Here is a 22,110-nt window from a genome sequence, read left to right as displayed (position 1 = left end):
GGGACGGATCGGCCTTGGCCTTTCCAATCCCGACTCCCGAATCCCTAATCCCAGCCTTGTTAGGCCAACTGCCCATGGCAGTGCTTGTACTTCTTGCCGCTGCCGCAGGGGCAGGGATCGTTGCGGCCGACGTTGGCGAATGCCTCCTCGGACACTTCCGCGGCCTCCTCGTCGGCGCCGAAACCGCCGGCGCTGGCGTGCTGGAACTGCATCTGCCGGGCCTGGGCCTCGGCCTGCGCGCGCTCCTGCGCTTCCATCGCCGCGATCTCTTCCTCGTTGCGGATGCGCACGCGCGACAGCAGCGTGACCACTTCGCGCTTGACCTTTTCCAGCATGTCCGAGAACAGCTCGAAGGCTTCCTTCTTGTACTCCTGCTTCGGCTGCTTCTGAGCGTAACCGCGCAGATGGATGCCCTGGCGCAGGTAGTCCATGCGCGCCAGATGCTCCTTCCAGTTCTGATCGAGCACGTTGAGCATGATGTGCTTCTCCAGCATGCGCATGGTCTCGGCGCCTAGCTGGATTTCGCGATCGGTGAAGTGCTGGTTGACCGCCTCGACCACGCGCGCGGCGACGCCGTCGGCGTCGAGTTCGTCGTGGCCGCGGGCGAAATCGACCATGTCCACCTGCACGCCGAACTCCTCGGCGATGCCGGCTTCCAGGCCCGGCAGATCCCACTGCTCGTCGACCGAATTCGGCGGCACGTAGCGCGCGACCAGGTCGGCGACCACGTCCTCGCGGATGCCGTCGACGTTGTCCTGCACGCTCTCGGCTTCCAGCAGTTCGTCGCGCTGGCCGTAGATCACCTTGCGCTGATCGTTGTTGACGTCGTCGAAGTCGAGCAGGTTCTTGCGGATGTCGAAGTTGTGAGCCTCGACCTTGCGCTGCGCGTTGGCGATCTGCTTGGTCACCAGCGGGCTTTCGATGATGTCGTCTTCCTTCAGGCCCATGCGTGCCATCACGCGCTGCACCCAGTCGGCGGCGAAGATGCGCATCAGGTTGTCTTCGAGCGACAGGTAGAAGCGCGAGGAGCCCGGATCGCCCTGACGACCGGCGCGGCCGCGCAGCTGGTTGTCGATACGACGCGACTCGTGGCGTTCGGTGCCGACGATGTGTAGGCCGCCGGACGCCTTGACCGCGTCGTGACGACGCTGCCACTCGCCCTTCAGGCGCGCGTGGGTGACTTCGTCGACCGCCTGGCCTTCGTTCTGCGCCGCCAGTTCCGCCAGTTCGCTCTCCAGCGAACCGCCGAGCACGATGTCGGTACCGCGGCCGGCCATGTTGGTGGCGATAGTGATCGCGCCGGGGCGGCCGGCCTGGGCGACGATGTTGGCTTCGCGCTCGTGCTGCTTGGCGTTGAGCACTTCGTGCGGCACGCCGGCCTCGCGCAGCTGCTGGCTGAGCATTTCCGAGACTTCGATCGAGGTCGTACCGACCAGGACCGGCTGGCCGCGGCCGTGCGCGTCCTTGATCTCGTTGAGCACGGCGCGGTATTTGCCGGCGCGATTGAGGAACACCTGATCGGGATGGTCCTTGCGCACCATCGTCCGATGGGTCGGAATCACGATCACTTCCAGGCCGTAGATGCTCTGGAACTCGTAGGCCTCGGTGTCCGCCGTACCGGTCATGCCGGCCAGCTTCTTGTACATGCGGAACAGGTTCTGGAAGGTGATCGACGCCAGCGTCTGGTTCTCGCGCTGGACCGGCACGCCCTCCTTCGCCTCGACCGCCTGGTGCAGGCCGTCCGACCAGCGACGGCCGGCCAGGGTGCGGCCGGTGAATTCGTCGACGATCACCACTTCGCCATCGCGCACGATGTAATCGACGTCGCGCTGGTAGATCGCATGCGCGCGCAGCGCCGCGTTGAGATGGTGCACGACGCTGAGGTTGTTGGCGCCGTACAGGCTGTCTTCGTCGCCCTGCAGGATGCCGGCGCGGCGCAGCAGGTCCTCGGCGTGTTCCTGGCCGGACTCGGACAGATGCACCTGCTTGCCCTTCTCGTCGACCCAGTAATCGCCCTCGCCGTCTTCCTTCTCCTGGCGGATCAGCGACGGCACGATGCGGTTGACCTTGATGTACAGCTCCGGCGACTCGTCGGCCGGACCGGAGATGATCAGCGGCGTGCGCGCCTCGTCGATCAGGATCGAGTCGACCTCGTCGACGATCGCGTAGTGCAGGCCGCGCTGGAAGCGGTCTTCCTTCGACAGCGCCATGTTGTCGCGCAGGTAGTCGAAGCCGAATTCGTTGTTGGTGCCGTAGGTGATGTCGGCGGCGTAGGCGGCGTGCTTGTCGCCGTGCGCCATGCCCGGGTAGACCACGTCGACGCTCAGGCCCAGCCAGTTGTACAGACGGCCCATCCAGGCCGAGTCGCGGCGCGCCAGGTAGTCGTTGACGGTGACCACATGCACGCCCTTGCCCTCGAGCGCGTTGAGGTAGACCGGCAGCGTACCGACCAGGGTCTTGCCCTCGCCGGTGCGCATCTCGGCGATCTTGCCCAGGTGCAGGACCATGCCGCCGATCAGCTGCACGTCGTAATGACGCATGCCGAGCACGCGCCTGGACGCCTCGCGGCAGACCGCGAACGCCTCCGGCAGCAGCTTGTCCAGGGTCTCGCCGGCGGCGATGCGCTGCTGGAATTCGGGAGTCTTGGCCTGCAGCTCGCTGTCGGAGAGCTTTTCCATCTCCGGTTCGAGCGCGTTGATCTTGACGACGGAGCGTTGCAGTTGGCGCAGCAGGCGATCGTTGCGGCTGCCGAAAACGCGGGTAAGCAGGCTGTTGAGCATGAACGGGTCCGTGAAGCGGAACAGGAATCCGGGGGCGGAACGCGTTAAGAACGCTTAACCGCCGGCGAGTTCCCGATTGAGGAAGGTCCAGAGACGGAATCGGAGCGCGTGGCGCCCCGATCGCATCGAGCCTGGTCTTAAGCCAACGCTCATTCTAGCTTGGGCCGCGCCCCGGCGCTTGCAAGGGGCCACGGCGGCCGACGACGGGTCCCGCATTCATGCGGGCCGGGGCCCGAAAACGCGAACGGCGCCCGAGGGCGCCGTAGCGGTCGTCGCCCGCGCGCGCCGAGGCGCGCTGGCGTCTTGGGCCATCAGCCCCTGAGCGGCGACTGCTGGTTCAAGAACTTGACCGGGTTCACGACCCGACCGTTCTCCCAGACCTCGAAGTGCACGTGGGCGCCGGTGGAGCGGCCGGTGGAGCCGGCCTTGGCCACTTCCTGGCCCGCGCGCACCAGCTCGCCGACCTTGAGCAGCAGGCGCGAATTGTGCGCGTAGCGGGTCACGTAGCCGTTGCCGTGGTCGACCTCGACCACGTTGCCGTAGCCCGAACGCACGCCGGAATAGCTGACCACGCCGTCGGCCACGGCCAGCACCGGATCGCCGACGTCGGCTTCGAAGTCGATGCCCTTGTGGAAGGCGCTACCGCCGTTGAAGGGATCGGCGCGACCGCCGAAGCCCGACGTGATATAGCTGTTGGCGATCGGCGCGCGCGACGGTACGGCGTTCATGTCGAGCTGGCGATTGAACAGCAGCGACTCCAGCACCGACAGCTGCTCGCCGGAGGCCTTGAACTGGCCGTCCAGCTTGGCCATACCCACCGATAACTCGGCCTTGGGCATGTCCCGGACGGGGCCGGCGCCACCTTGGCCGACCGGCTTGTTGAAGTCGAACTCGCCGTCCTGCAGCTGACCGATACGGGTCAGGCGCTCGCCGAGCGCGTTGAGGCGGTTGGCCTCGGCCTGCAGCTCGCCCATGCGGGCGGCCAGGGCGTTGATCTCGCGCTGGGCGTCGCGGCGGGTGGCGTCGATCTGGGCCTGCTGGTCGCGCACCTGGGCGCGCAGCATGGCGTTGTCGGCGATGCCGGCGCCGGCACCCAGCGCCACACCGGTGCCCAGCAGCAGGGCTACCGCGACCGCGGGGCGACGTCCGCCGAAGTGGCCGACGTGCTGGAAGAACGATCCCAGCTGCGCCCGCGATTTGTTTACGATGGTTTGATAGGTCATTTGTTCTATGTCTGATTCCAAGTCCAAACCACCAACGCGCCCCCCCTCGACCCCTCGCGACGCGCTGGAAGCGCTGCTCGCGGAGCCGGCAGGGAACCCGATCCGTCGAGCGCTCTGGCTGGACGGTCTGGACCGACGGTTACGCCCCCTCTTGCCGCCTTCGCTGGCCGCGCACGCGCGACTGGCTAACTTCGAGAACGGCAAGCTCGTATTTGTCGTCGATGCTCCGGTGTGGCGGGCCAAGCTGCGGCTCGCGGCTCCGGAACTACTCGACGCGGCCCGTTCCGTCGGGCTGGATGCAGCTGAACTGATCGTCAAAACGACAGCACCGGCGGCTGCGCCTGTGCAACCGGCCAGGAAAGCCTTACCCATGTCGGCGTACGCGCAAAAAGCGTTGGCGGACGCCCTGGCATCGCTCAAAGAACCCGATCCATCGGGTTCGGATGACGCCGCCTGACCACTCGTTCGACGGCTGGCACGGTCTGTGCCGCCGCCGGCTATGAGGCCGGGTCGGGGCATGCTAACGGCCTAAACCCTTGAATTTGTTAAGAACACACTAAAGAAACGGAAAAAATCCGTTAAAATTTAGTTAAAGCGTCACCGGACGTTCACGTCTGTGATCCGTCGCACGTTGGGGTCATGCTTTGTGCGCCCTCTGTTCCCGGGCTGTGCCGGGTCGGGCGCGAGGCTCAGGCCGTGACCGGCTCGCCGTAGGCCACCGGCGGCGCGTCGACGTCGGTGTAGGTGACTTCTTCCCAGGCCGAACGCTCGGCCAGCAGGGCGCGCACCAGCTGATTGTTGAGCGCGTGGCCGGACTTGTAGCCCTCGTAGGCGCCGATGATCGGGTGCCCGGCCAGGTACAGGTCGCCGACCGCGTCGAGGATCTTGTGGCGCACGAATTCGTCGGCGTAGCGCAGGCCGTCGTCGTTGAGGACCCGGAACTCGTCAAGCACGATCGCGTTGTCCATCGAGCCGCCCAGGCCGAGGTTGCGCTCGCGCATGTACTCCAGATCGCGCATGAAGCCGAAGGTGCGGGCGCGGCTAACCTCGCGGATGTAGTTCTCGGTGGAGAACTCCACTTCCGCGCGCGACTGCGAGGCCGGGATCGCCGGATGGTCGAACACCACCGTGAAGCCCAGGCGGAAGCCGTCGTAGGGTTCGAAGCGCGCGACCTTGTCGCCGTGGCGGACCTCGACCGGGCGCTTGATGCGGATGAAGCGCTTGGGCGCCTCCTGCTCGGCGATGCCCGCCGACTGCAGCAGGAACACGAAGGGGCCGGCCGAGCCGTCCATGATTGGCACTTCGGCCGCGGACAGTTCGATGAAGATGTTGTCGATGCCCAGGCCGGCCAGGGCCGACAACAGGTGTTCGACGGTCATGACCTTGCCGGCGCCCTGGGTCAGGCCGGTGCACAGCACGGTCTCGGTGACCAGCTGGGCGGCCGCGGGGATCTCCACCACCGGATCCAGGTCGACGCGCCGGAACACGATGCCGCTATCCACCGGGGCCGGGCGCAGGGTGAGAAAGACCTTCTCGCCGCTGTGCAGGCCCACGCCGGTGGCGCGGATCACGTTCTTGAGAGTGCGCTGACGCAACATGGTTCGGAGAGGATCTGCCTGGGCTGCTGGGGAACGGCGGCCGGTCGTGGATTCTGGTCTTGCGGCCGACTCCATCACTATCGGGACGGGGTCGAAACCGCGCAAGGGTAGCACGCAGGACCCTGAACCTGAACGGAAAGGACGCAGTGTCCCACCCGAGTTCCTATACCGGAGCCTCGCACGGAGAAACCGACCGGTCGACCCGCCTAGGGACGGGTCGACCGGTCCAAACGCCGTGCGCCGAAGCGTGCGGCGGAGTGTTGCCCCCCCGGGCCAGGGGACGAGTCCGGCCCGAGGGCGGTACTGCAGGAGTGAGCTGAGAGATGTGAGTAGTGAGCGAAAGCTGCGCTTACTCGCTCCTCACGCCTCTGCGCTCACTACTCGTTCCTCAGTCCGCCTGCCGGCGCAGGAACGCCGGGATGTCCAGGTAGCTGCTGTCGTTGCCGAAGTCGGCCACGGCCGGGGCCGAGGTCTCGACCGGACGCGAGCCGCCGCGCAGGCTGCCGCCGAAGCTGGGCATCGGCGAGGACGGCATTTCGTCCATGGCCGAGAACTCCGGCTGGCCGGTGGTCGCATTGCGCACCAGCTGGATCGGGGCACGCTGCGATTCGCGCTCGTAGCCCTGGCCGCGCACCGACTGCTTGGCGGCGACGCGGTTGAGGCCGGTGGCGACCACGGTGACCTTGACCTCGTCCTGCATGTCCGGATCGAGCACGGTGCCGATGACCACGGTCGCATCCTCGGAGGCGAAGCCCTCGATGGTGCGGCCGACCTCGTCGAACTCGGCCATGGTGAAGTCCGGGCCGGCGGTGATGTTGACCAGGATGCCGTTGGCGCCGGACAGGTTGACGTCGTCCAGCAGCGGGTTCTGGATCGCCGATTCGGCCGCGGCCTGGGCGCGATCGTCGCCGCGCGCCGAGCCGGTGCCCATCATCGCCAGGCCCATCTCGCTCATCACCGTGCGCACGTCGGCGAAGTCGACGTTGATCAGGCCCGGACGCACGATCAGGTCGGCGATGCCCTGCACGGCGCCCAGCAGCACGTCGTTGGCAGCGCGGAAGGCCTGGATCATGGTGGCGTTGCGGCCGAGCACGGTGATCAGCTTCTCGTTCGGGATCGTGATCAGCGAGTCGCAGTGGTGCGACAGCTCCTCGATGCCCTTGAGCGCGACCTGCATGCGGCGGCGGCCTTCGAACGGGAACGGCTTGGTGACCACGGCGACGGTCAGGATGCCCATCTCCTTGGCCAGCTGCGCCACCACCGGCGCGGCGCCGGTGCCGGTGCCGCCGCCCATGCCGGCGGTGATGAAGACCATGTCGGCGCCGGTCAGCGCGTCCATGATGCGTTCGCGATCCTCCAGCGCGGCCTGACGGCCGACCTCCGGATTGGCGCCCGCGCCCAGGCCCTTGGTGACGTTGCTGCCAAGCTGCAGCTGCAGCTTGGCGCCGCAGTTCTTGATCGCCTGGGCGTCGGTGTTGGCGGTGATGAATTCCACGCCGTCGACGTTGCCGCTGACCATGTGCGCCACGGCGTTGCCGCCGCCGCCGCCCACGCCGACGACCTTGATGACCGCGTTCGGGGCCATTTTTTCAACCAATTCGAAATGTGCCATGTCCTCGTCCTCTTATAAGTGCCGGGATTGGGGATTGGGGATTGGGGATTCGCAGAAGCGGGCCCCTCGCCTTTCGTCCTCACCACCGACGTTTTTGGTGCACTGCCGTTTTTGGAACGTGTTGCAAATCCTTCGCTCGCCGTCTTCTCGCCCGCCGCTCTAACCAATTCCGAATCTCGAATCCCGAATCCCGGCCGTCAAAACTCGCCGCGGTACCAGTTCTTGATCTTGTTGAAGAAGCTGCCGGCGCGACCGGTCGGAATCACCGAGCTGCGCCGCGGGTGTTCGATCTGGCTGCCCATCAGCAACAGGCCGACGCCGGTGGCGTGGACCGGGTTGCCGACCACCTCGCCCAAGCCGGTCACGTGCTGCGGAATGCCCACACGCACCGGCATCTGCAGCATTTCCTCGGCCAGTTCGACCACGCCTTCCATCTTCGCGGCGCCGCCGGTCAGGACCATGCCCGCGCGCACGTGCTGTTCGAAACCCGAACGGCGCAGCTCGGCCTGGATCATTTCGAAGATCTCCTCGTAGCGCGCCTGCACCGCCTGCGCCAGCGAGTGACGCGGCATGCGCCGCGGCGGACGGTCGCCGACGCTGGGCACCTGGATCGATTCCTCGGCGGTCGCCATCTGCGCCAGCGCGCAGGCGTAGCGGACCTTGATCTGCTCGGCCTCGGGCGTGGGCGTGCGCAGCATGTGGGCGATGTCCTCGGTGACCTTGTCGCCGGCGATCGCCAGGCTGGCGCTGTGCGCGATCGCGCCCTGCACGAACACCGCGATGTCGGTGGTGCCCGCGCCGATGTCGACCAGGACCACGCCCAGTTCGCGCTCGTCGCTGGTCAGCACCGCGGTGCTGGACGCCAGCACGCTCAGCACCAGGTCGTCGACCTGCAGACCGCAGCGCTGCACGCACTTGCTGATGTTGGCCGCGGCCGACTGCGCGCACACCACCAGGTGGGCGTGCACTTCCAGGCGCACGCCGCTCATGCCGACCGGGTTGCGGATGCCTTCCTGCGAATCGTCCAGCACGTAATCGCGCGGGATCGCATGCAGGATCTTCTGGTCGGCCGGGATCGCGACCGCCTTGGCCGCCTCCAGCACGCGGTCGAGATCGCCGTAGGTGACCTCGCCGTCGCGGATCGGGGCGATGCCCTGCGAATTGCGGCACTGCACGTGATTGCCGGAGATCGAGGCGTAGACCGAGCGGATCTCGCAGCCGGCCATCAACTCGGCTTCCTCGATGGCGCGCTGGATCGACTGCACCGTCGACTCGATATCGACCACCACGCCGCGCTTGAGGCCGCGCGATTCGTGCGATCCGATGCCGATGACCTCGATCGGGTTGCCGGGCGAATACTCGCCCACCAGCGCGACCACCTTCGAGGTGCCGATGTCGAGGCCGACGATCAGCGATTTGTCGCCTTTGCGATTCATGACTTTTCCTGCTGCTGTTGCGTTGCGGCCGAAGGCGCCGTGACCGGCGCCCACGACAGCGCGAAACCATTGGTGTAGCGAAGGTCGGCGCGGGCCAGGATCTGCACCCGTTGCGCCAGCAAGCGCGGCATCAGCCGCACGAAGCGCGATAGCCGCGCGCGCGCCTGCTCGCGTCCGACCACGACTTCGGTACCGCCTGGGGCGGCGCCGTTGACCAGGCCGAGGGTGCAACTGCCGCGCTGGTCGATCTCGACCCGCTGCACCTCCATTCCGATCGGCGCGAACATCGCGCGCGACTCGTTGTACAAAGCCACCACCTCGGCCACCCGCGCTTCCGGCCCGGCGAACTGCGGCAGGCCCTTGGGCACCTGGATGCCCTTGGACGGGAACAGCCGGCCCTGCTCGGACAGCAGGCGATCGTCGCCCCAGCGCGCGAACGGCCGGTGCTCGGCCACGCTCACTTCCAGCACGTCCGGCCAGCGCTTGCGCACCTCGGCATGCTCGACCCACGGCAGCTTGGCCACCGCGGCCTGCGCCGAGGCCAGATCGACCGCGAAGAAGCCGCGCTGCGCGTAAGGCAACAGCGTGCGTCGCAACAGCGCCTCGTCGACGCGATCGAACTGCCCGGTCACGCGCAGCTTGCGCAAGGGCCACTGGCCCGCGCCGATCCAGCCGTTGAGCACGGCGACCACCGGCAGCGCGACCAGCGCCAGCGCGAGCAGCCAACCGATCAGGCGCAGCATGGCGTTCACGCCGTGGCACCTCCTTGCACCGTCGCCTCGAGCACGCGCCAGCACAGCTCGTCGTACTCGATTCCGAGCTGACGCGCCGCCTTGGGCACCAGCGAATGGCTGGTCATGCCCGGCGCGGTGTTGACCTCGATCAGATACAACTGGCCGCTGACGCGGTCGCGCATCACGTCGACCCGGCCCCAGCCCTTGCAGCCGGCGGCGACGAAGGCGCGCATCGCGATGCGGCGGATTTCGTCCTCGACCTCGCCTTCCAGGCCCGGACACAGGTATTGGGTGTCGTCGGCGATGTACTTGGCGTGGTAGTCGTACCAGGGGCCCTTGGGCACGATCCGGATCGACGGCAGCGCGGTGTAGCCGTCGCCATCGATCAGCACCGCGACGGTGAGCTCGTCGCCGATCACCATCTGCTCCATCAGCATCTCGCCGGGGTAGCGCGCGGCCAGGGCCACGGCCTCGTCGATGTCGGCATCGGCCAGCACCCGCGAGACGCCTACGCTGGAGCCTTCGCTGGACGGTTTGATGATCACCGGCAGGCCGATCTCGCGCGCCGCCGCATGCACGTCCTCGCCCTTGGCGATGCGCTTGTAGCGCGGGGTCGGCAGGCCTTCGGCCATCCACACCTGCTTGGTGCGGATCTTGTCCATCGCCAGCGCCGAGCCGAGCACGTCCGAGCCGGTGTAAGGCACGCCCAGCGCTTCCAGCACGCCCTGCAGCACGCCGTCTTCGCCGCCGCCCTTGTTGCCGTGCAGGATGTTGAAGACCCTATCGACACGCTTGGCGGGGTCGACGCGGCCGGCCTGGATCGCCTCGATCAGCGCGGGGATGCCGTCGATCGCGAACGCGTCGACGCCGCGCGAGCGCAGCGCCTCGAGCACGCCGCGGCCGGAATCCAGCGACACCTCGCGCTCGGCGCTGGTGCCGCCCATGAGCACGGCGACCCGTCCGAACACGGCCGGATCGGTGACGCGGAGCGGTGCGAACTGCGAACTCACTTGGATTCTCCCTGAAAACCTTGGCTGGCGATCTGCTGGGCGGCGTGGCCGATGTCGCCGGCCCCCATCATCAGCAGCAGGTCGCCGTCGTTGAGGACGTCGGGCAGCACCGCGGCCAGCTCGGCCGCGCCGCCGACCACGACCGGATCGATGCGGCCGCGCGCGCGGATCGCGCGCGCCAGCGACTTGGCGTCGGCGCCGGCGATCGGCGCTTCGCCGGCCGGGTAGATTTCGGTCAGCACCAGCGCGTCGACGCTGGACAGCACCGCGGCGAATTCGTCGAACAGATCGCGGGTGCGGCTGTAGCGGTGCGGCTGGAACGCCACCACCAGGCGCTTGTCCGGCCAGCCGCCGCGCGCGGCGGCGAACACGGCCTCCAATTCCTTGGGGTGGTGGCCGTAGTCGTCGACCAACTGCACATTCGCGCCCTTGGCGGTGCGCAGTTGCGCGAGCAGGTTGAAGCGACGGCCGATGCCGGCGAAGTTCTGCAGCGCGCGCGCGATCGCGTCGGGCTGCACGCCCAGCTGCCAGCCCACCGCGGCCGCGGCCAGCGCGTTCTGCACGTTGTGACGGCCCGGCAGCGCCAGGGTCACCGCGGTGCGGGTGGCGTCCGGCAGGCACAGGGTGAAGCGCATGTTCGGGCCGTGCTGCTCGACGTCCTCGGCGCGCACGTCGGCGGCCTCGTCGAAGCCGTAGGTCATGACGTGGCGCGGGGTTTCCGCGGCCAGCGCGGCGACTTTGGGGTCGTCGATGCACAACACCGCCAGGCCGTAGAACGGCAGGCGGTGCAGGAATTCCTCGAACGCGGCCAGGACCTTGGCGAAGTCGCCGCCGTAGTTCTCCAGGTGATCGGCGTCGATGTTGGTGACGATCGCGATCTGCGGATTCAGGCGCAGGAAGCTGCCGTCGCTCTCGTCGGCCTCGGCCACCAGCCACTGGCCGCCGCCCAGGCGCGCGTTGGCGCCGGCGGCGAGCAGCTGGCCGCCGATCACGAACGTGGGATCGATGCCGCCCTCGCCCAGCACGCTGGCGGCCAGCGAGGTGGTGGTGGTCTTGCCGTGGGTGCCGGCGACCGCGATGCCGCGGCGGAAGCGCATCAGCTCGGCCAGCATCTCCGCGCGCGGCACGATCGGAATGCGCTGCGCGCGCGCTTCCATCAGCTCCGGGTTGTCGCGCTTGATCGCGCTGGACACCACCACGCAGTCGCTGCCCAGCACGTTGGCGGCGGCGTGGCCGCGATGCACGGCGATGCCCAACGAAGCCAGGCGACGGGTCACCGCGTTGTCGGCCATGTCCGAGCCGGACACCTGATAGCCCAGCGTGCACATGACCTCGGCGATGCCGCTCATGCCGGTGCCGCCGATGCCGACGAAATGCACGCGCGGGAAGGCCTTGGCGAGATCGCCCGTGTGCTGCAGCCGGCGGCGCAGGGCCGTACTCATGCCGGCTTCCTCATGTTCGATTGCTCCAGGACGATGTCCGCGACGCGTTCGGCCGCGTCGGGCTTGGCCAGCGCGCGCGCGGCCAGCGCCATCTGCAACAGGCCCTCGCGCTCGCCGAGAATTTCGATCGTGGCCGAGATGCGTTCGGCCAGGTCGGTGCTTTGCGGCAGCAGTTGGGCCGCGCCGCGGTCGACCAGGAACTGCGCGTTCTTGGTCTGGTGGTCGTCGACCGCCTGCGGGAACGGCACCAGCACGCTGCCCACGCCGGCCGCGCACAGCTCGGCCAGGGTCAGCGCGCCGGAGCGGCAGATCACCAGGTCGGCCCAGGCGTAGGCCGCGGCCATGTCGGCGATGAAGGGCTCGACCGACGCGGCCACGCCGGCGTCGGCATAGGCGCGCACCGCGTCCTCGCGCAGCTTCTCGCCGCACTGGTGGCGCACTTCATAGCTCAGGCGCCCGCGCAGGCCGGCGATCGCCTTGGGCACCGCGGCATTGAGCGCGCGCGCGCCCTGGCTACCGCCCAGCACCAGCAAACGCAGCGGACCGCTGCGGCCGGCATAGCGTTCGGCCGGCGGCGCCAGCGCGGCGATCTCGGCGCGCACCGGGTTGCCGACGACCTCTTCCTTGCCGTTGGCGAAGGTGTCCGGAAAGCCGGTCAGCACCTGCCGCGCGAATTTGGCGAGCACGCGATTGGTCAGGCCCGGGGCGCGGTTCTGCTCGTGCACGATCAGCGGAATGCCGGCCAGGCGCGCGGCGATGCCGCCCGGCCCGGCCGCGTAACCGCCGAAGCTGATCACCGCGCGCGGTTGGCGCTGGCGCAGCACCTGCGCGGCCGCGCGCACCGCGCCCACGACCTTGAACGGCGCCGCCAGCAGCGCGGCCACGCCCTTGCCGCGAATGCCGCGCACCGCGATGGTGTCGATCGCGATGCCGTGCTGCGGCACCAGACGCGTTTCCATGCCGCCGTCGGCGCCCAGCCACAGCACCGGAGTGCCGCGCGCGATCAACGCGCGCGCGACCGCCAGGCCCGGGAAGATATGCCCACCAGTGCCGCCGGCGAGGATCATCACCGGATGCAGGTCGGAATCGGTGGCGGCCTTGCTCAGGCTCATGCCGTCCTCCCCAGGCTGGGCTCGATGCGCTGGCGCAGGCGGCTGGTGCCGCGCACCGGATCGGCGGCGACGCCGGCCGGCAACGGATTCGCGGTCGCCGGCACGCCGGCCGAGGGCTGGGTAGCCTCGGTGCGCAGGCGCGCGACCTGGCGCTGGGCGCGGTCGAGTTCGTAGGACACGCGCAACAGCACGCCCAAGGCGGCGCAGGTCATGATCACGCTGGAACCGCCGGAGGAGATCATGGGCAGGGTCAGGCCCTTGGTCGGCAGCAGGCCCAGGTTCACGCCGATCGAGACGAAACTCTGCAGACCGATCCACAAGGCGATGCCGAAGGCGACGTAGCCGGAGAAATGGCGGCGCATTTCCACGCACTTCAGACCGATCCACAACGCGCGCCCGGTCAGCAAGGCATACATGCCGACGACCGTGCACACGCCGGCGAAACCGAACTCCTCTGCGATCACCGCCAGGATGAAGTCGGTGTGCGCCTCGGGCAGGTAGGACAGCTTCTGCACCGACGCGCCCAGGCCCACGCCCAGCCACTCGCCGCGGCCGACCGCCATCAAGGCGTTGGTGAGCTGGTAGCCGGTCTTGAACGGGTCCGACCAGGGATCGAGGAACGAGGTCAGTCGGCTCACGCGGTAGGGTTCGGCGATCGCGACGATCGCCAGCACCGGCAGGCCGATCAGGACCGGGCCGAACATGCGCGGCATGTTCACGCCGCCCAGCACCAGCATGCCGGCGGTGATCGCCAGGATCAGCGAGGAGGAGCCGAAGTCGGGCTGCAGCAGCAGCAGCGCCACCAGCACCACCGCCACGCCGATCGGCTTCAGCATCGCCATCCAGGTCGCCGAGATGTCTTCGCTGAAGCGCTTGAGGTAGCTGGCCAGCCACAGGATGTAGAGCAGCTTGACCGCTTCCACCGCCTGAAAATTCGACACGCCCAGATTCAGCCAGCGACGCGCGCCGTTGACGCTCTTGCCGATGCCGGGCACGAACACCGCCAGCAGCAGCACCAGACACACCAGCAGCAGCACCTGGTTGTACTGCTCCAGGGTCTTGAGCTCGGTGCGCATCAGCCACACCGCCGCGACCAGGCCCACGGCCAGGAAGATCGCGTGCTTGACCAGGAAGTAGAACGGTCCGACGTCGAGCCCGTCGGCGATGCCGATCGAGGCCGAGCCGACCATGACCAGACCGGCGCAGGCCAGCGCGCACGACACCGCCAACAGCCACGGATCGTAACGTCCGTGGATGGCGTCCAGTCGTGTTGCCTGGCGTGCGGCGGTGTCGTTCATCAGCGCACCTTCAAGGTCGCCAGGCCGACGAGGACCAGCACCACCGAAATGATCCAGAAGCGCACGATCACGCGCGGCTCGGGCCAGCCCTTGAGCTCGAAGTGGTGGTGGATGGGCGCCATCCGGAACACGCGCTTGCCGGTGAGCTTGAACGAGGCGACCTGGATCATCACCGACAGGGTTTCGATCACGAACACGCCGCCCATGACCACCAGCACCAGTTCCTGGCGCACGATCACCGCGACCGTCCCCAGCACCGCGCCCAGCGCCAGCGCGCCGATGTCGCCCATGAACACCATCGCCGGATAGGTGTTGAACCACAAAAAGCCCAATCCCGCGCCGGCGATGGCGGCGCAGATGATCACCAGCTCGCCTGCCCCCGGCACCTGCGGAATCTGCAGATAGTTGGAGAACACCGCATTGCCCGAGGCGTAGGCGAACACGCCCAGCGCGCAGGCCACCAGCACGGTCGGCATGATCGCCAGGCCGTCCAGGCCGTCGGTCAGGTTGACCGCGTTGGAGAAGCCGACGATCCAGAAATAGGCGATCGCGATGAAGGTCACGCCCACCAGCGGCAGCGCGATCGACTTCAGCATCGGGATATAGAAGGTGGTCGCGGCCGGAGCGTCGGCGGTGTAGTACAGGAAGATGCCCGCGGCCAGGCCGAAGATCGACTGCAGCAGATACTTCCAGCGCGACTTCAACCCGTTCGGATCGCGGTGCACGATCTTGATCCAGTCGTCGTACCAGCCGATCGCGCCGAACGCCAGCATCACCGCCAGCACCAGCCAGACGTAGCGGTTGCGCAGGTCGCCCCACAGCAGCACCGAGGCCAGCACGGTCATGATGATCAACGCGCCGCCCATGGTCGGCGTACCAGCCTTGGAGAAATGCGTCTGCGGGCCGTCCTTGCGGATCGGCTGGCCGCCCTTGTACTGGGCGAGCTTGCGGATCACCGCCGGGCCCCACCACAGCGACAGTCCGAGCGCGGTCAGCGCGCTGAGGATGCCGCGGAAGGTCAGATAGCCGAACAGGCCGAACAGGCTCTGCAGTTGTTCCAGCCAGCGCGTCAGTTCAAGCAGCATGCGTCGGTTCCTCCCCATTCGGCGACGCGTCGCTGGCCAGCAGCGCTGTCACGATTCGATCCATCGCGCTACCGCGCGAACCTTTCACCAGCGCGCGCACACCCTCGCGCAGCTCCGCCGCGAGCGCCTGTGCCAGCGCCTCGTGGCTGTCGTAATGCGTGGCGCCCTCGCCGAACGCGCGCGCCGCTTCGGCGCTGAGCGCGCCCAGCGCGAACAGGCGCTTGAGCCCGGCGCCCTTGGCGCGACGGCCGGCCTCGGCGTGCATCGCCGCGCCGTCCGGCCCGAGTTCGCGCATGTCGCCCAGCACCAGCCAGCCCTCGCCCGCGCGGCCGTGCGCGGTGGCGTCGGCGAGCGTGTCGATGGCCGCCGCGACCGAGCCCGGATTGGCGTTGTAGCTGTCGTCGATCAGCACCGCGCCATTGCGCAGGCGATGGGTGACCAGACGCCCGGACACCGGACGCGCGGCGTTGAGGCCGGCCGCGATGATGTCCAGCGCCACCCCGGCTCCCAGCGCCAGCGAGGCCGCGGCGAGCGCATTACGCACGTTGTGGCGGCCCGGAATGGCCAGCGCGATCGCGGCCTCGCCCTGCGGCGCGGTCAGCACGAACTGCGAGCCTTCCTCGCCCAGGCGAATGTCGCGCGCGCTCACGTCGGCACTGGCATCCAGGCCGAAGCGGATCAGGCGGCGGCCGTGCGCGCGCTCGGCGAAATACGGCGCGAACGCGTCGTCGGCGTTGATCACCGCCACGCCGTCCGGCGGCAGCGAGTCGTAGACGGCGGCCTTGGTATCGGCGATCGCGAGCAGGCTGCCCATGCGCTCCAGATGCGCGGGCGCGATGTTGTTGACCAGGGCCACGCGCGCGGGCGCGATCGCGGTCAGGTAGGCGATATCGCCTGGCGCGCCGGTGCCCATCTCATAGACCGCGTACTGCGCGTCTTCGGGCGCGGCCAACACCGCCAGCGGCATGCCGATCTCGTTGTTGCGGTTGCCGGGCGTGGCGTAGGCGCGGCCCGCGCGTTCCAGGATCGCGATGGTCAGGTTCTTGACGCTGGTCTTGCCGCTGCTGCCGGTGATCGCCAGAGTGATCGTGGCGTTGCGCTCGCGCTGCACGGCGGTGGCGAAGGCGGCCAGCGCGCGCTCGGTGTCGGCGACGACCACCTGCGGCAGCGCGCTGTCGATCTGGCGCGACACCAGCGCGCCGGCCACACCGGCGGCGGCCGCGGCGGCGACGTGGTCGTGGCCGTCGAAACGCTCGCCCTTGAGCGCGACGAACAGCGCATCGCGCGCCTCGGCCAGGGCGCGGGTGTCGGTGACCACGGACGCGACCGAGGCATCCTCGCCGTGCAGGCGACCGCCGGTCATGCGTGCGATCTCGGACAGGCGCAGCGACTTCATGCTCGCGCCTCCAGCGCCGCGCGCGCGACGTCGGTGTCGTCGAAGGGGTGCTTCACACCGTCGATTTCCTGATAGGGCTCGTGGCCCTTGCCAGCCACCAGCACGATGTCGTCGGCACCGGCGTGGGCGATCGCGCGGGCGATCGCGGCGGCGCGGTCGCGCAGCACGATCGCGCGTTCGGGATGGGCGAAGCCGGCGACGATGTCGGCGACGATGGCGTCGCCGTTCTCGCCGCGCGGGTTGTCGTCGGTGACCACGACCGTGTCCGCGCGCGCCTCGGCGATCGCGGCCATCTGCGGGCGCTTGCCGCGGTCGCGTTCGCCGCCGCAGCCGAATACGCAGATCAGGCGCGCGCGCGCGTGACCGCGCAGCGAGCTCAGGGCCTGATCCAGCGCGTCGGGCGTGTGCGCGTAGTCGATCACCACCAGCGGGCGGCCGTCGCCGCCGAGGCGGTTCATGCGGCCGTGGATCGGCTGCAGCTGCGACAGCGTCGCGGCGATCTGCGCGGGCGCATCGCCCAGCGCGTACAGCGCGCCCGCGACCGCCAGCAAGTTGTCGACATTGAAACGGCCCAGCAGTGGCGAAGCCACCGCGTGCACCTGGCCGTCGACCACCAGGTCGAAGCCGATGCCGCGGTTGTCCAGGCTCAGGCGCTCGGCGCGCAGGTCGGCGCCGTCGGCGCCGCGCGAGCTCAGGCCGATCGCACGCACGCTCGCGGACAGTCCCGCGTGCAGCGTGCGCCCGAACTCGTCGTCCAGGTTGATCGCGCCCGCCTTCAGACCCGGCCACGCGAACAGCCGCGCCTTGGCCGCGCCGTAGCTGGCCATGTCGCCGTGGTAGTCGAGGTGGTCGCGGGTGAGATTGGTGAACACGCCGATGTCGAAATGCACGCCGTCGACGCGCCCTTGATCGAGCGCGTGCGAGCTGACTTCCATCGCCACCGCCTGGGCGCCGGCGTCGTGCATGTCGGCCAGCAGCTCGTGCAGCTGCAGCACCAGCGGAGTGGTGAAGCCGGTCGGCACGATCTGGCCGTAAAGCCCGGCGCCGAGCGTGCCGATGGTGCCGCAACGCAGGCCGCGCAGATTCCAGGCCTGGGCCAGCAACTGCACGGTCGAAGTTTTGCCGTTGGTGCCGGTCACCCCGACCATGCTCATCGCGGCACTGGCGCGGCCATGGAATTGGTCGCCCATCTCGCCCAGGCGCGCGCGCAAGCCGGGCACCGCGATGGCGTCGTCCGGCGCGGGCAGGTCTTCTGGCGCGGGCGGCTCGAACAGGATCGCGCTGGCGCCGGCGGCACGCGCCTGGGCGACGAACTTAAGCCCGTGCGCGCCGAAGCCGGCGATCGCGACGAAGGCATCGCCCGCGCGCACCGCGCGGCTGTCCAGGGTGAGCCCGGTGATGCTCAGGCCGGCCGGCACCGCCGCCACGTCCGGCAGCAGTTCGGTCAGCGGCATGGCGCGGCGCGCGGCGTTCATCGCCCGGCTCCGAGCGGCGCGACCGCGCCCGCCGCCACCGGCGGCAGATCGGCGGGCAGTTCTTCGATGTTCTCGCTCACGCTGTCGGCGTCGATCGGCAGCACCGGGCCGCTGGGCTTGCCGCCGTTGGCCTTGAGCCGCTTGGCTTCGGCTGCCGACTGCGCCGCCAGCCAGGTGTCGATGTCGTCGGGCGCCACGTCCATCAGGCGCAGGGCGCCGTCCATGACGTTGCGGAACACCGGGCCGGACACCGAGCCGCCGTAATAGCCGCGCATCGACGGATCCGGCTCGCTGATGACCACGGTCATGGCGAAACGCGGACGCTTGACCGGCACCACGCCGGCGAACAGCGAGATGTACTTGTTGGAATAACCGCCGGTGCCGCTGAATTTGCGCGCGGTGCCGGTCTTGCCGGCGACGTGGTAGCCCAGGATCGCCGCGGCCTTGGCGGTGCCGCCGGGCTCGGTCACGGTCTGCATCATGCGCATGACCTCGGCCGAGACCTTCGGGTCCATCGCCTGCTGCGGCTCGTTGCGCTGGCCGCGCACGAAGGTCGGCGCGATCAGCTTGCCGCCGTTGGCCATCGCCGCGTAGGCCATCGCGATCTGCAGGGGCGTCGCCGACAGGCCGTAGCCGTAGGACATGGTCGCCTTGGTGGTGCCGCTCCAGCGATCCGGCGGCATCAGCACGCCAGAGGATTCGCCGGGGAAGCCGCTTTCGGGCTTGCGGCCGTAACCGAAGCCCTTCACGAACTGATAGTAGTAGTCGTTCGGCAACGGCAGCGCGAGCTTGGCGGCGCCGACGTTGGAGCTCTTGGTGATCACGCCGGTAACCGTCAGCACGCCGTAGTTGTGCGTGTCGTTGATGCGGTAACGGCCGTTGGGCATCGAGCCCGGCCGGGTATCGACGATGGTGTTGGGGGTGACCCGGCCCGACTGCAGGGCCGCCGCGATGGTGATCGGCTTCATGGTCGAGCCCGGTTCGACCACGTCGGTGACCGCGCGGTTGCGGTGGGTGTCCGGATTGCCGGAACCGAGCAGGTTCGGGTTGTAGGTCGGCAGGTTGGCCATCGCCAGGACCTCGCCGGTGTCGACGTCCAGCACCACCGCCGAACCGCTGCTGGCGCCGGTCTCCAGCAGAGCGCGGCGCAGTTCGCGGTAGGTCAGGTACTGGATGCGACGGTCGATGGTCAGGGTCAGGTCGTGACCGGGCTCGGCCGACTTGACCAGATCGACGTTCTCGATGATGCGGCCGGCGCCGTCGCGGATCACGCGCTTGGCGCCCGGCTTGCCGCGCAACCAGTCGTCGAAGGCCAGCTCCAGCCCTTCCTGGCCGCGGTCGTCGATATTGGTGAAGCCCAGCACATGCGCCATCGCTTCGCCCTGCGGGTAGAAGCGACGGAACTCGCGCTGCGAGAACACGCCGGGAATCTTGCGCGCGAGGATGCGGTGGGCCTCGTCCGGATTGATCCGGCGCTTGAGGTACAGGAATTCCTTGCCCGAGCGCTGGCTGAGCTTGCGGGTCAGGTAGTCGGTGGGCACGCCCAGCGCCGCCGCCAGCTCCGGCAGGCGCGCCGGATTCTTCAGCAGTTCCTTGGGATTGCCCCAGATCGACTCGACCGGCGTGGACACCGCCAAGGGCTCGCCGTTGCGGTCGGTGATCATGCCGCGCGAGGTCGGGATCGGAATCTCGCGCAGCGCGCGCGCGTCGCCCTGCTGGCGGTAGAAATCGTTGCCGATCACCTGCAGATAGAACGCGCGCCCGACCAGCGCCAGCGCGCACAGACCCAGAGTGCCGCCGACGATCAGCAGGCGGTTGCGCAGGTCGAAGCGCGCGCGCCCGCGCGGCTTGCCCGCGCCGCGATCCGAGGGGCCGCGCGAATACGGGCCCTGGCGCTTGCCGCGCTCGCCCAGCAGGCGGTCCAGCGGGCCGCTGCGGTGGTCGTCGCGCCGGCCGCTCATGGCTTGATCACCACGGTTTCGACGCCTTCCGGGAACTTCATGCCCAGGCGATCGCGCGCGACCTGATCGATGCGATTGCTCTCGGCCCAGGTCGCCTGCTCCAGCTGCAGGCGGCCGAATTCGATGTTGAGCTCGTCGCGCTCGCGGTCGAGCTTGTTGATCTGGACGAAGTACTGGCGGTGCTGATGGCGCGCGTAGACCACGGCCAGGGCCGAGGCCACGTTGGCCACCACCAGCACGGTCACGAGCAGGCGCATCACTGGGCGACTCCCGCCGGTGGCGCCGGGAGTCGGGAATCGGGAATCGGGAATCGGACAAGCAAGGCCCCGGGCACATCGTCAGCGGCTTGGGCTTTCGCCGTGCCGATTCCCGATTCCCGATTCCCGATTTCCCGCTCTCCCAGCTTCTCGGCCACGCGCAGCACCGCGCTGCGCGCGCGCGGGTTGTCGGCGGTTTCTTCGTCCAGCGCCTTCTGGGCACCGCCAACCGCCAGCAGGGTCGGCGTGAACGCGATCTCGATCGGCATGCGCCGGTTGGCCGGCGGGGCCTTGCTGTGGCGCAGGATGAACTGCTTGACGATGCGGTCCTCCAGCGAATGGAAGCTGATCACCGCCAGGCGGCCGCCGGGCTTGAGCCGCGCCAACGCGCCGTCCAACCCGGTCTCCAGATCGGCCAGCTCGCGATTGATGTGGATGCGGATGGCCTGGAAGCTGCGCGTGGCCGGATGGATCTTGTCGCCGCCGCGCGGCACCACCGAGGCGATCAGGTCGGCCAGCTGGGCGGTGCGGGTCAGCGGCTGCTCGCCGCGACGGGCGACGATCGCGCGCGCGATGCGCCGGCTCTGGCGCTCTTCGCCGTAGGTCCACAGCACGTCGGCGATCTCGCGATCGTCCGCGCGCGCCAGCCACTGGGCCGCGCTCTCGCCGCTGTCGGGGTCCATGCGCATGTCCAGCGGACCGTCCTTGCCGAAGCTGAAACCGCGCTCGGCCACGTCCAGCTGCGGCGAGGACACGCCCAGGTCCAGCAGCACGCCGTCCAGACCGGACTCGGCCGCATCCCAATGCGCGAGCTGGGCGAAGCTGCCGCGGAAGATCGCCACGCGCGGATCGGCGCCGAACTCGCGTTCGGCGACGGCGATCGCTTCGGGATCCTTGTCCATCAGCAGCAGCCGGCCTCCGGCGCCGAGTTGATCGAGTACGCCGCGCGCATGACCGCCACGGCCGAACGTGCCATCCAGGTACGTCCCACTCCCGTCGATGCGCAAGCCGTCCAGGACCTGCCGATACATCACGGGGAGGTGGCCGGACCGCGCACCCGGGCGCTCCATGCCACCGCCCGTCACAGCTGCAGGTCGAGCAGCTCGTCGCTCAGATCGTCGTCGGTAATGGTCTGACGGATCTGGGCGTGATGCGCCTGCTCGCTCCACAACTCGAATTTGTCGCCCATGCCCAGCAGCACGGCCTTCTTCTCTATGCCCACGGCGGCGCGATGGCTGGCCGGCACGGTGATGCGGCTGTTGCCGTCGAGCTCGACGAAGGAGGCCGCGCCGACCAGCTTGAGCTGGATGTTGCGGTTGACCTTCTTGGCCTTGGGCAGGGCGTTGACCTGGTCGCGCACGCGCTCCCAGATCGCCAGCGGATAGAGATAGAGGCTGCCGGCCTCGAACGGGTTGTAGGTGATGACCAGGCGGTTGCCGCAATCGCGCGCGACAAGGTCCCGGTAAGCGGTGGGCACCGCTAGCCGGCCCTTGTCGTCGATCGTGATGGCGGTTTCGCCCTGGAACATTGCCCACCTTATACGGCGCCCCTCTCTACCGGATGGGTCGCCTGGTTAGGTCCGCCTCGCGACGGATCACCTGCGTACTGGCCGCCAACCGGCGGCCAAGGCCTCCGAAAAAACCACAAAAAACCCGGTTTTCCCTCGGATGCCCACCTTAGCACTGCGCACA

18 protein-coding genes are annotated in these 22,110 nt (G+C 68.8%); 1 reads left to right on the top strand and 17 read right to left on the bottom strand.

Annotated elements, in window-relative coordinates:
- Positions 1-59: 59 nt before the first annotated feature.
- The gene (secA, locus tag ASD69_RS14245) at positions 60-2,780 is read right to left on the bottom strand and encodes a preprotein translocase subunit SecA (RefSeq protein WP_056179196.1); all 2,721 of its coding nucleotides are present in this window, start codon (positions 2,778-2,780) and stop codon (positions 60-62) included.
- A 311-nt stretch (positions 2,781-3,091) separates the two neighbouring features.
- On the bottom strand, positions 3,092-4,003 hold the full coding sequence (locus tag ASD69_RS14240) for a M23 family metallopeptidase (RefSeq protein ID WP_056179193.1): 912 nt from the start codon (positions 4,001-4,003) through the stop codon (positions 3,092-3,094).
- A 7-nt stretch (positions 4,004-4,010) separates the two neighbouring features.
- Between ASD69_RS14240 and ASD69_RS21290 the strand changes: the two genes are divergently transcribed.
- Complete coding sequence (locus ASD69_RS21290) at positions 4,011-4,460, top strand: DUF721 domain-containing protein (protein ID WP_082576486.1); 450 nt, start codon at positions 4,011-4,013, stop codon at positions 4,458-4,460.
- Between the two features lie 232 nt (positions 4,461-4,692).
- Here the strand turns inward: ASD69_RS21290 and lpxC are convergent, their stop codons facing one another.
- The 15 genes from lpxC to mraZ all read right to left on the bottom strand — a co-directional run bounded on the left by lpxC (position 4,693) and on the right by mraZ (position 21,947).
- Positions 4,693-5,601 carry a UDP-3-O-acyl-N-acetylglucosamine deacetylase gene (lpxC, locus tag ASD69_RS14235; RefSeq protein ID WP_056179191.1) on the bottom strand — a complete coding sequence of 303 codons (909 nt, stop codon included), beginning with the start codon at positions 5,599-5,601 and terminating at the stop codon, positions 4,693-4,695.
- A 388-nt stretch (positions 5,602-5,989) separates the two neighbouring features.
- Complete coding sequence (ftsZ, locus tag ASD69_RS14230) at positions 5,990-7,213, bottom strand: cell division protein FtsZ (RefSeq protein ID WP_056179188.1); 1,224 nt, start codon at positions 7,211-7,213, stop codon at positions 5,990-5,992.
- Between the two features lie 197 nt (positions 7,214-7,410).
- On the bottom strand, positions 7,411-8,649 hold the full coding sequence (gene ftsA / locus ASD69_RS14225; RefSeq protein ID WP_056179184.1) for a cell division protein FtsA: 1,239 nt from the start codon (positions 8,647-8,649) through the stop codon (positions 7,411-7,413).
- A complete protein-coding gene (locus ASD69_RS14220) occupies positions 8,646-9,401 on the bottom strand; it encodes a cell division protein FtsQ/DivIB (protein ID WP_056179181.1) in 756 nt (251 codons plus the stop codon). Before ASD69_RS14220 ends, ftsA begins: the two co-directional genes overlap by 4 nt.
- Positions 9,398-10,393 (bottom strand): D-alanine--D-alanine ligase, encoded by a 996-nt coding sequence (locus tag ASD69_RS14215; protein ID WP_056179178.1) that lies wholly within the window; start codon positions 10,391-10,393, stop codon positions 9,398-9,400. The genes ASD69_RS14220 and ASD69_RS14215 overlap by 4 nt, the downstream gene beginning before the upstream one ends.
- On the bottom strand, positions 10,390-11,823 hold the full coding sequence (gene murC / locus ASD69_RS14210; RefSeq protein WP_056179962.1) for a UDP-N-acetylmuramate--L-alanine ligase: 1,434 nt from the start codon (positions 11,821-11,823) through the stop codon (positions 10,390-10,392). Before murC ends, ASD69_RS14215 begins: the two co-directional genes overlap by 4 nt.
- Positions 11,824-11,831: 8 nt before the next feature.
- Positions 11,832-12,947: an undecaprenyldiphospho-muramoylpentapeptide beta-N-acetylglucosaminyltransferase gene (murG, locus tag ASD69_RS14205; protein ID WP_056179175.1), complete on the bottom strand. Its 1,116-nt coding sequence runs from the start codon at positions 12,945-12,947 to the stop codon at positions 11,832-11,834.
- Entirely contained in the window at positions 12,944-14,245 is a 1,302-nt protein-coding gene (gene ftsW / locus ASD69_RS14200; RefSeq protein WP_056179173.1) for a putative lipid II flippase FtsW, read from the bottom strand. The genes murG and ftsW overlap by 4 nt, the downstream gene beginning before the upstream one ends.
- Complete coding sequence (gene mraY / locus ASD69_RS14195) at positions 14,245-15,330, bottom strand: phospho-N-acetylmuramoyl-pentapeptide-transferase (protein WP_056179171.1); 1,086 nt, start codon at positions 15,328-15,330, stop codon at positions 14,245-14,247. The genes ftsW and mraY overlap by 1 nt, the downstream gene beginning before the upstream one ends.
- On the bottom strand, positions 15,320-16,726 hold the full coding sequence (gene murF / locus ASD69_RS14190) for a UDP-N-acetylmuramoyl-tripeptide--D-alanyl-D-alanine ligase (RefSeq protein WP_056179168.1): 1,407 nt from the start codon (positions 16,724-16,726) through the stop codon (positions 15,320-15,322). Before murF ends, mraY begins: the two co-directional genes overlap by 11 nt.
- Positions 16,723-18,180, bottom strand: coding sequence for a UDP-N-acetylmuramoyl-L-alanyl-D-glutamate--2,6-diaminopimelate ligase (locus ASD69_RS14185; RefSeq protein WP_056179960.1), 1,458 nt, complete (start codon positions 18,178-18,180; stop codon positions 16,723-16,725). Before ASD69_RS14185 ends, murF begins: the two co-directional genes overlap by 4 nt.
- Positions 18,181-18,197: 17 nt before the next feature.
- Positions 18,198-20,162: a penicillin-binding transpeptidase domain-containing protein gene (locus ASD69_RS14180; RefSeq protein ID WP_082576485.1), complete on the bottom strand. Its 1,965-nt coding sequence runs from the start codon at positions 20,160-20,162 to the stop codon at positions 18,198-18,200.
- Positions 20,159-20,422 (bottom strand): cell division protein FtsL, encoded by a 264-nt coding sequence (ftsL, locus tag ASD69_RS14175; protein WP_056179165.1) that lies wholly within the window; start codon positions 20,420-20,422, stop codon positions 20,159-20,161. Before ftsL ends, ASD69_RS14180 begins: the two co-directional genes overlap by 4 nt.
- Positions 20,419-21,489 (bottom strand): 16S rRNA (cytosine(1402)-N(4))-methyltransferase RsmH, encoded by a 1,071-nt coding sequence (gene rsmH, locus ASD69_RS14170; RefSeq protein ID WP_056179162.1) that lies wholly within the window; start codon positions 21,487-21,489, stop codon positions 20,419-20,421. Before rsmH ends, ftsL begins: the two co-directional genes overlap by 4 nt.
- An 11-nt stretch (positions 21,490-21,500) precedes the next feature.
- Positions 21,501-21,947, bottom strand: coding sequence for a division/cell wall cluster transcriptional repressor MraZ (gene mraZ, locus ASD69_RS14165; protein ID WP_056179159.1), 447 nt, complete (start codon positions 21,945-21,947; stop codon positions 21,501-21,503).
- Between the last annotated feature and the right edge of the window lie 163 nt (positions 21,948-22,110).

The organism is Lysobacter sp. Root604 (assembly GCF_001427505.1).
GTDB lineage: Bacteria > Pseudomonadota > Gammaproteobacteria > Xanthomonadales > Xanthomonadaceae > Lysobacter.
The sequence above is the reverse complement of the archived record's forward strand: the minus strand, read 5'-3'. Positions and strand labels throughout refer to the sequence as shown.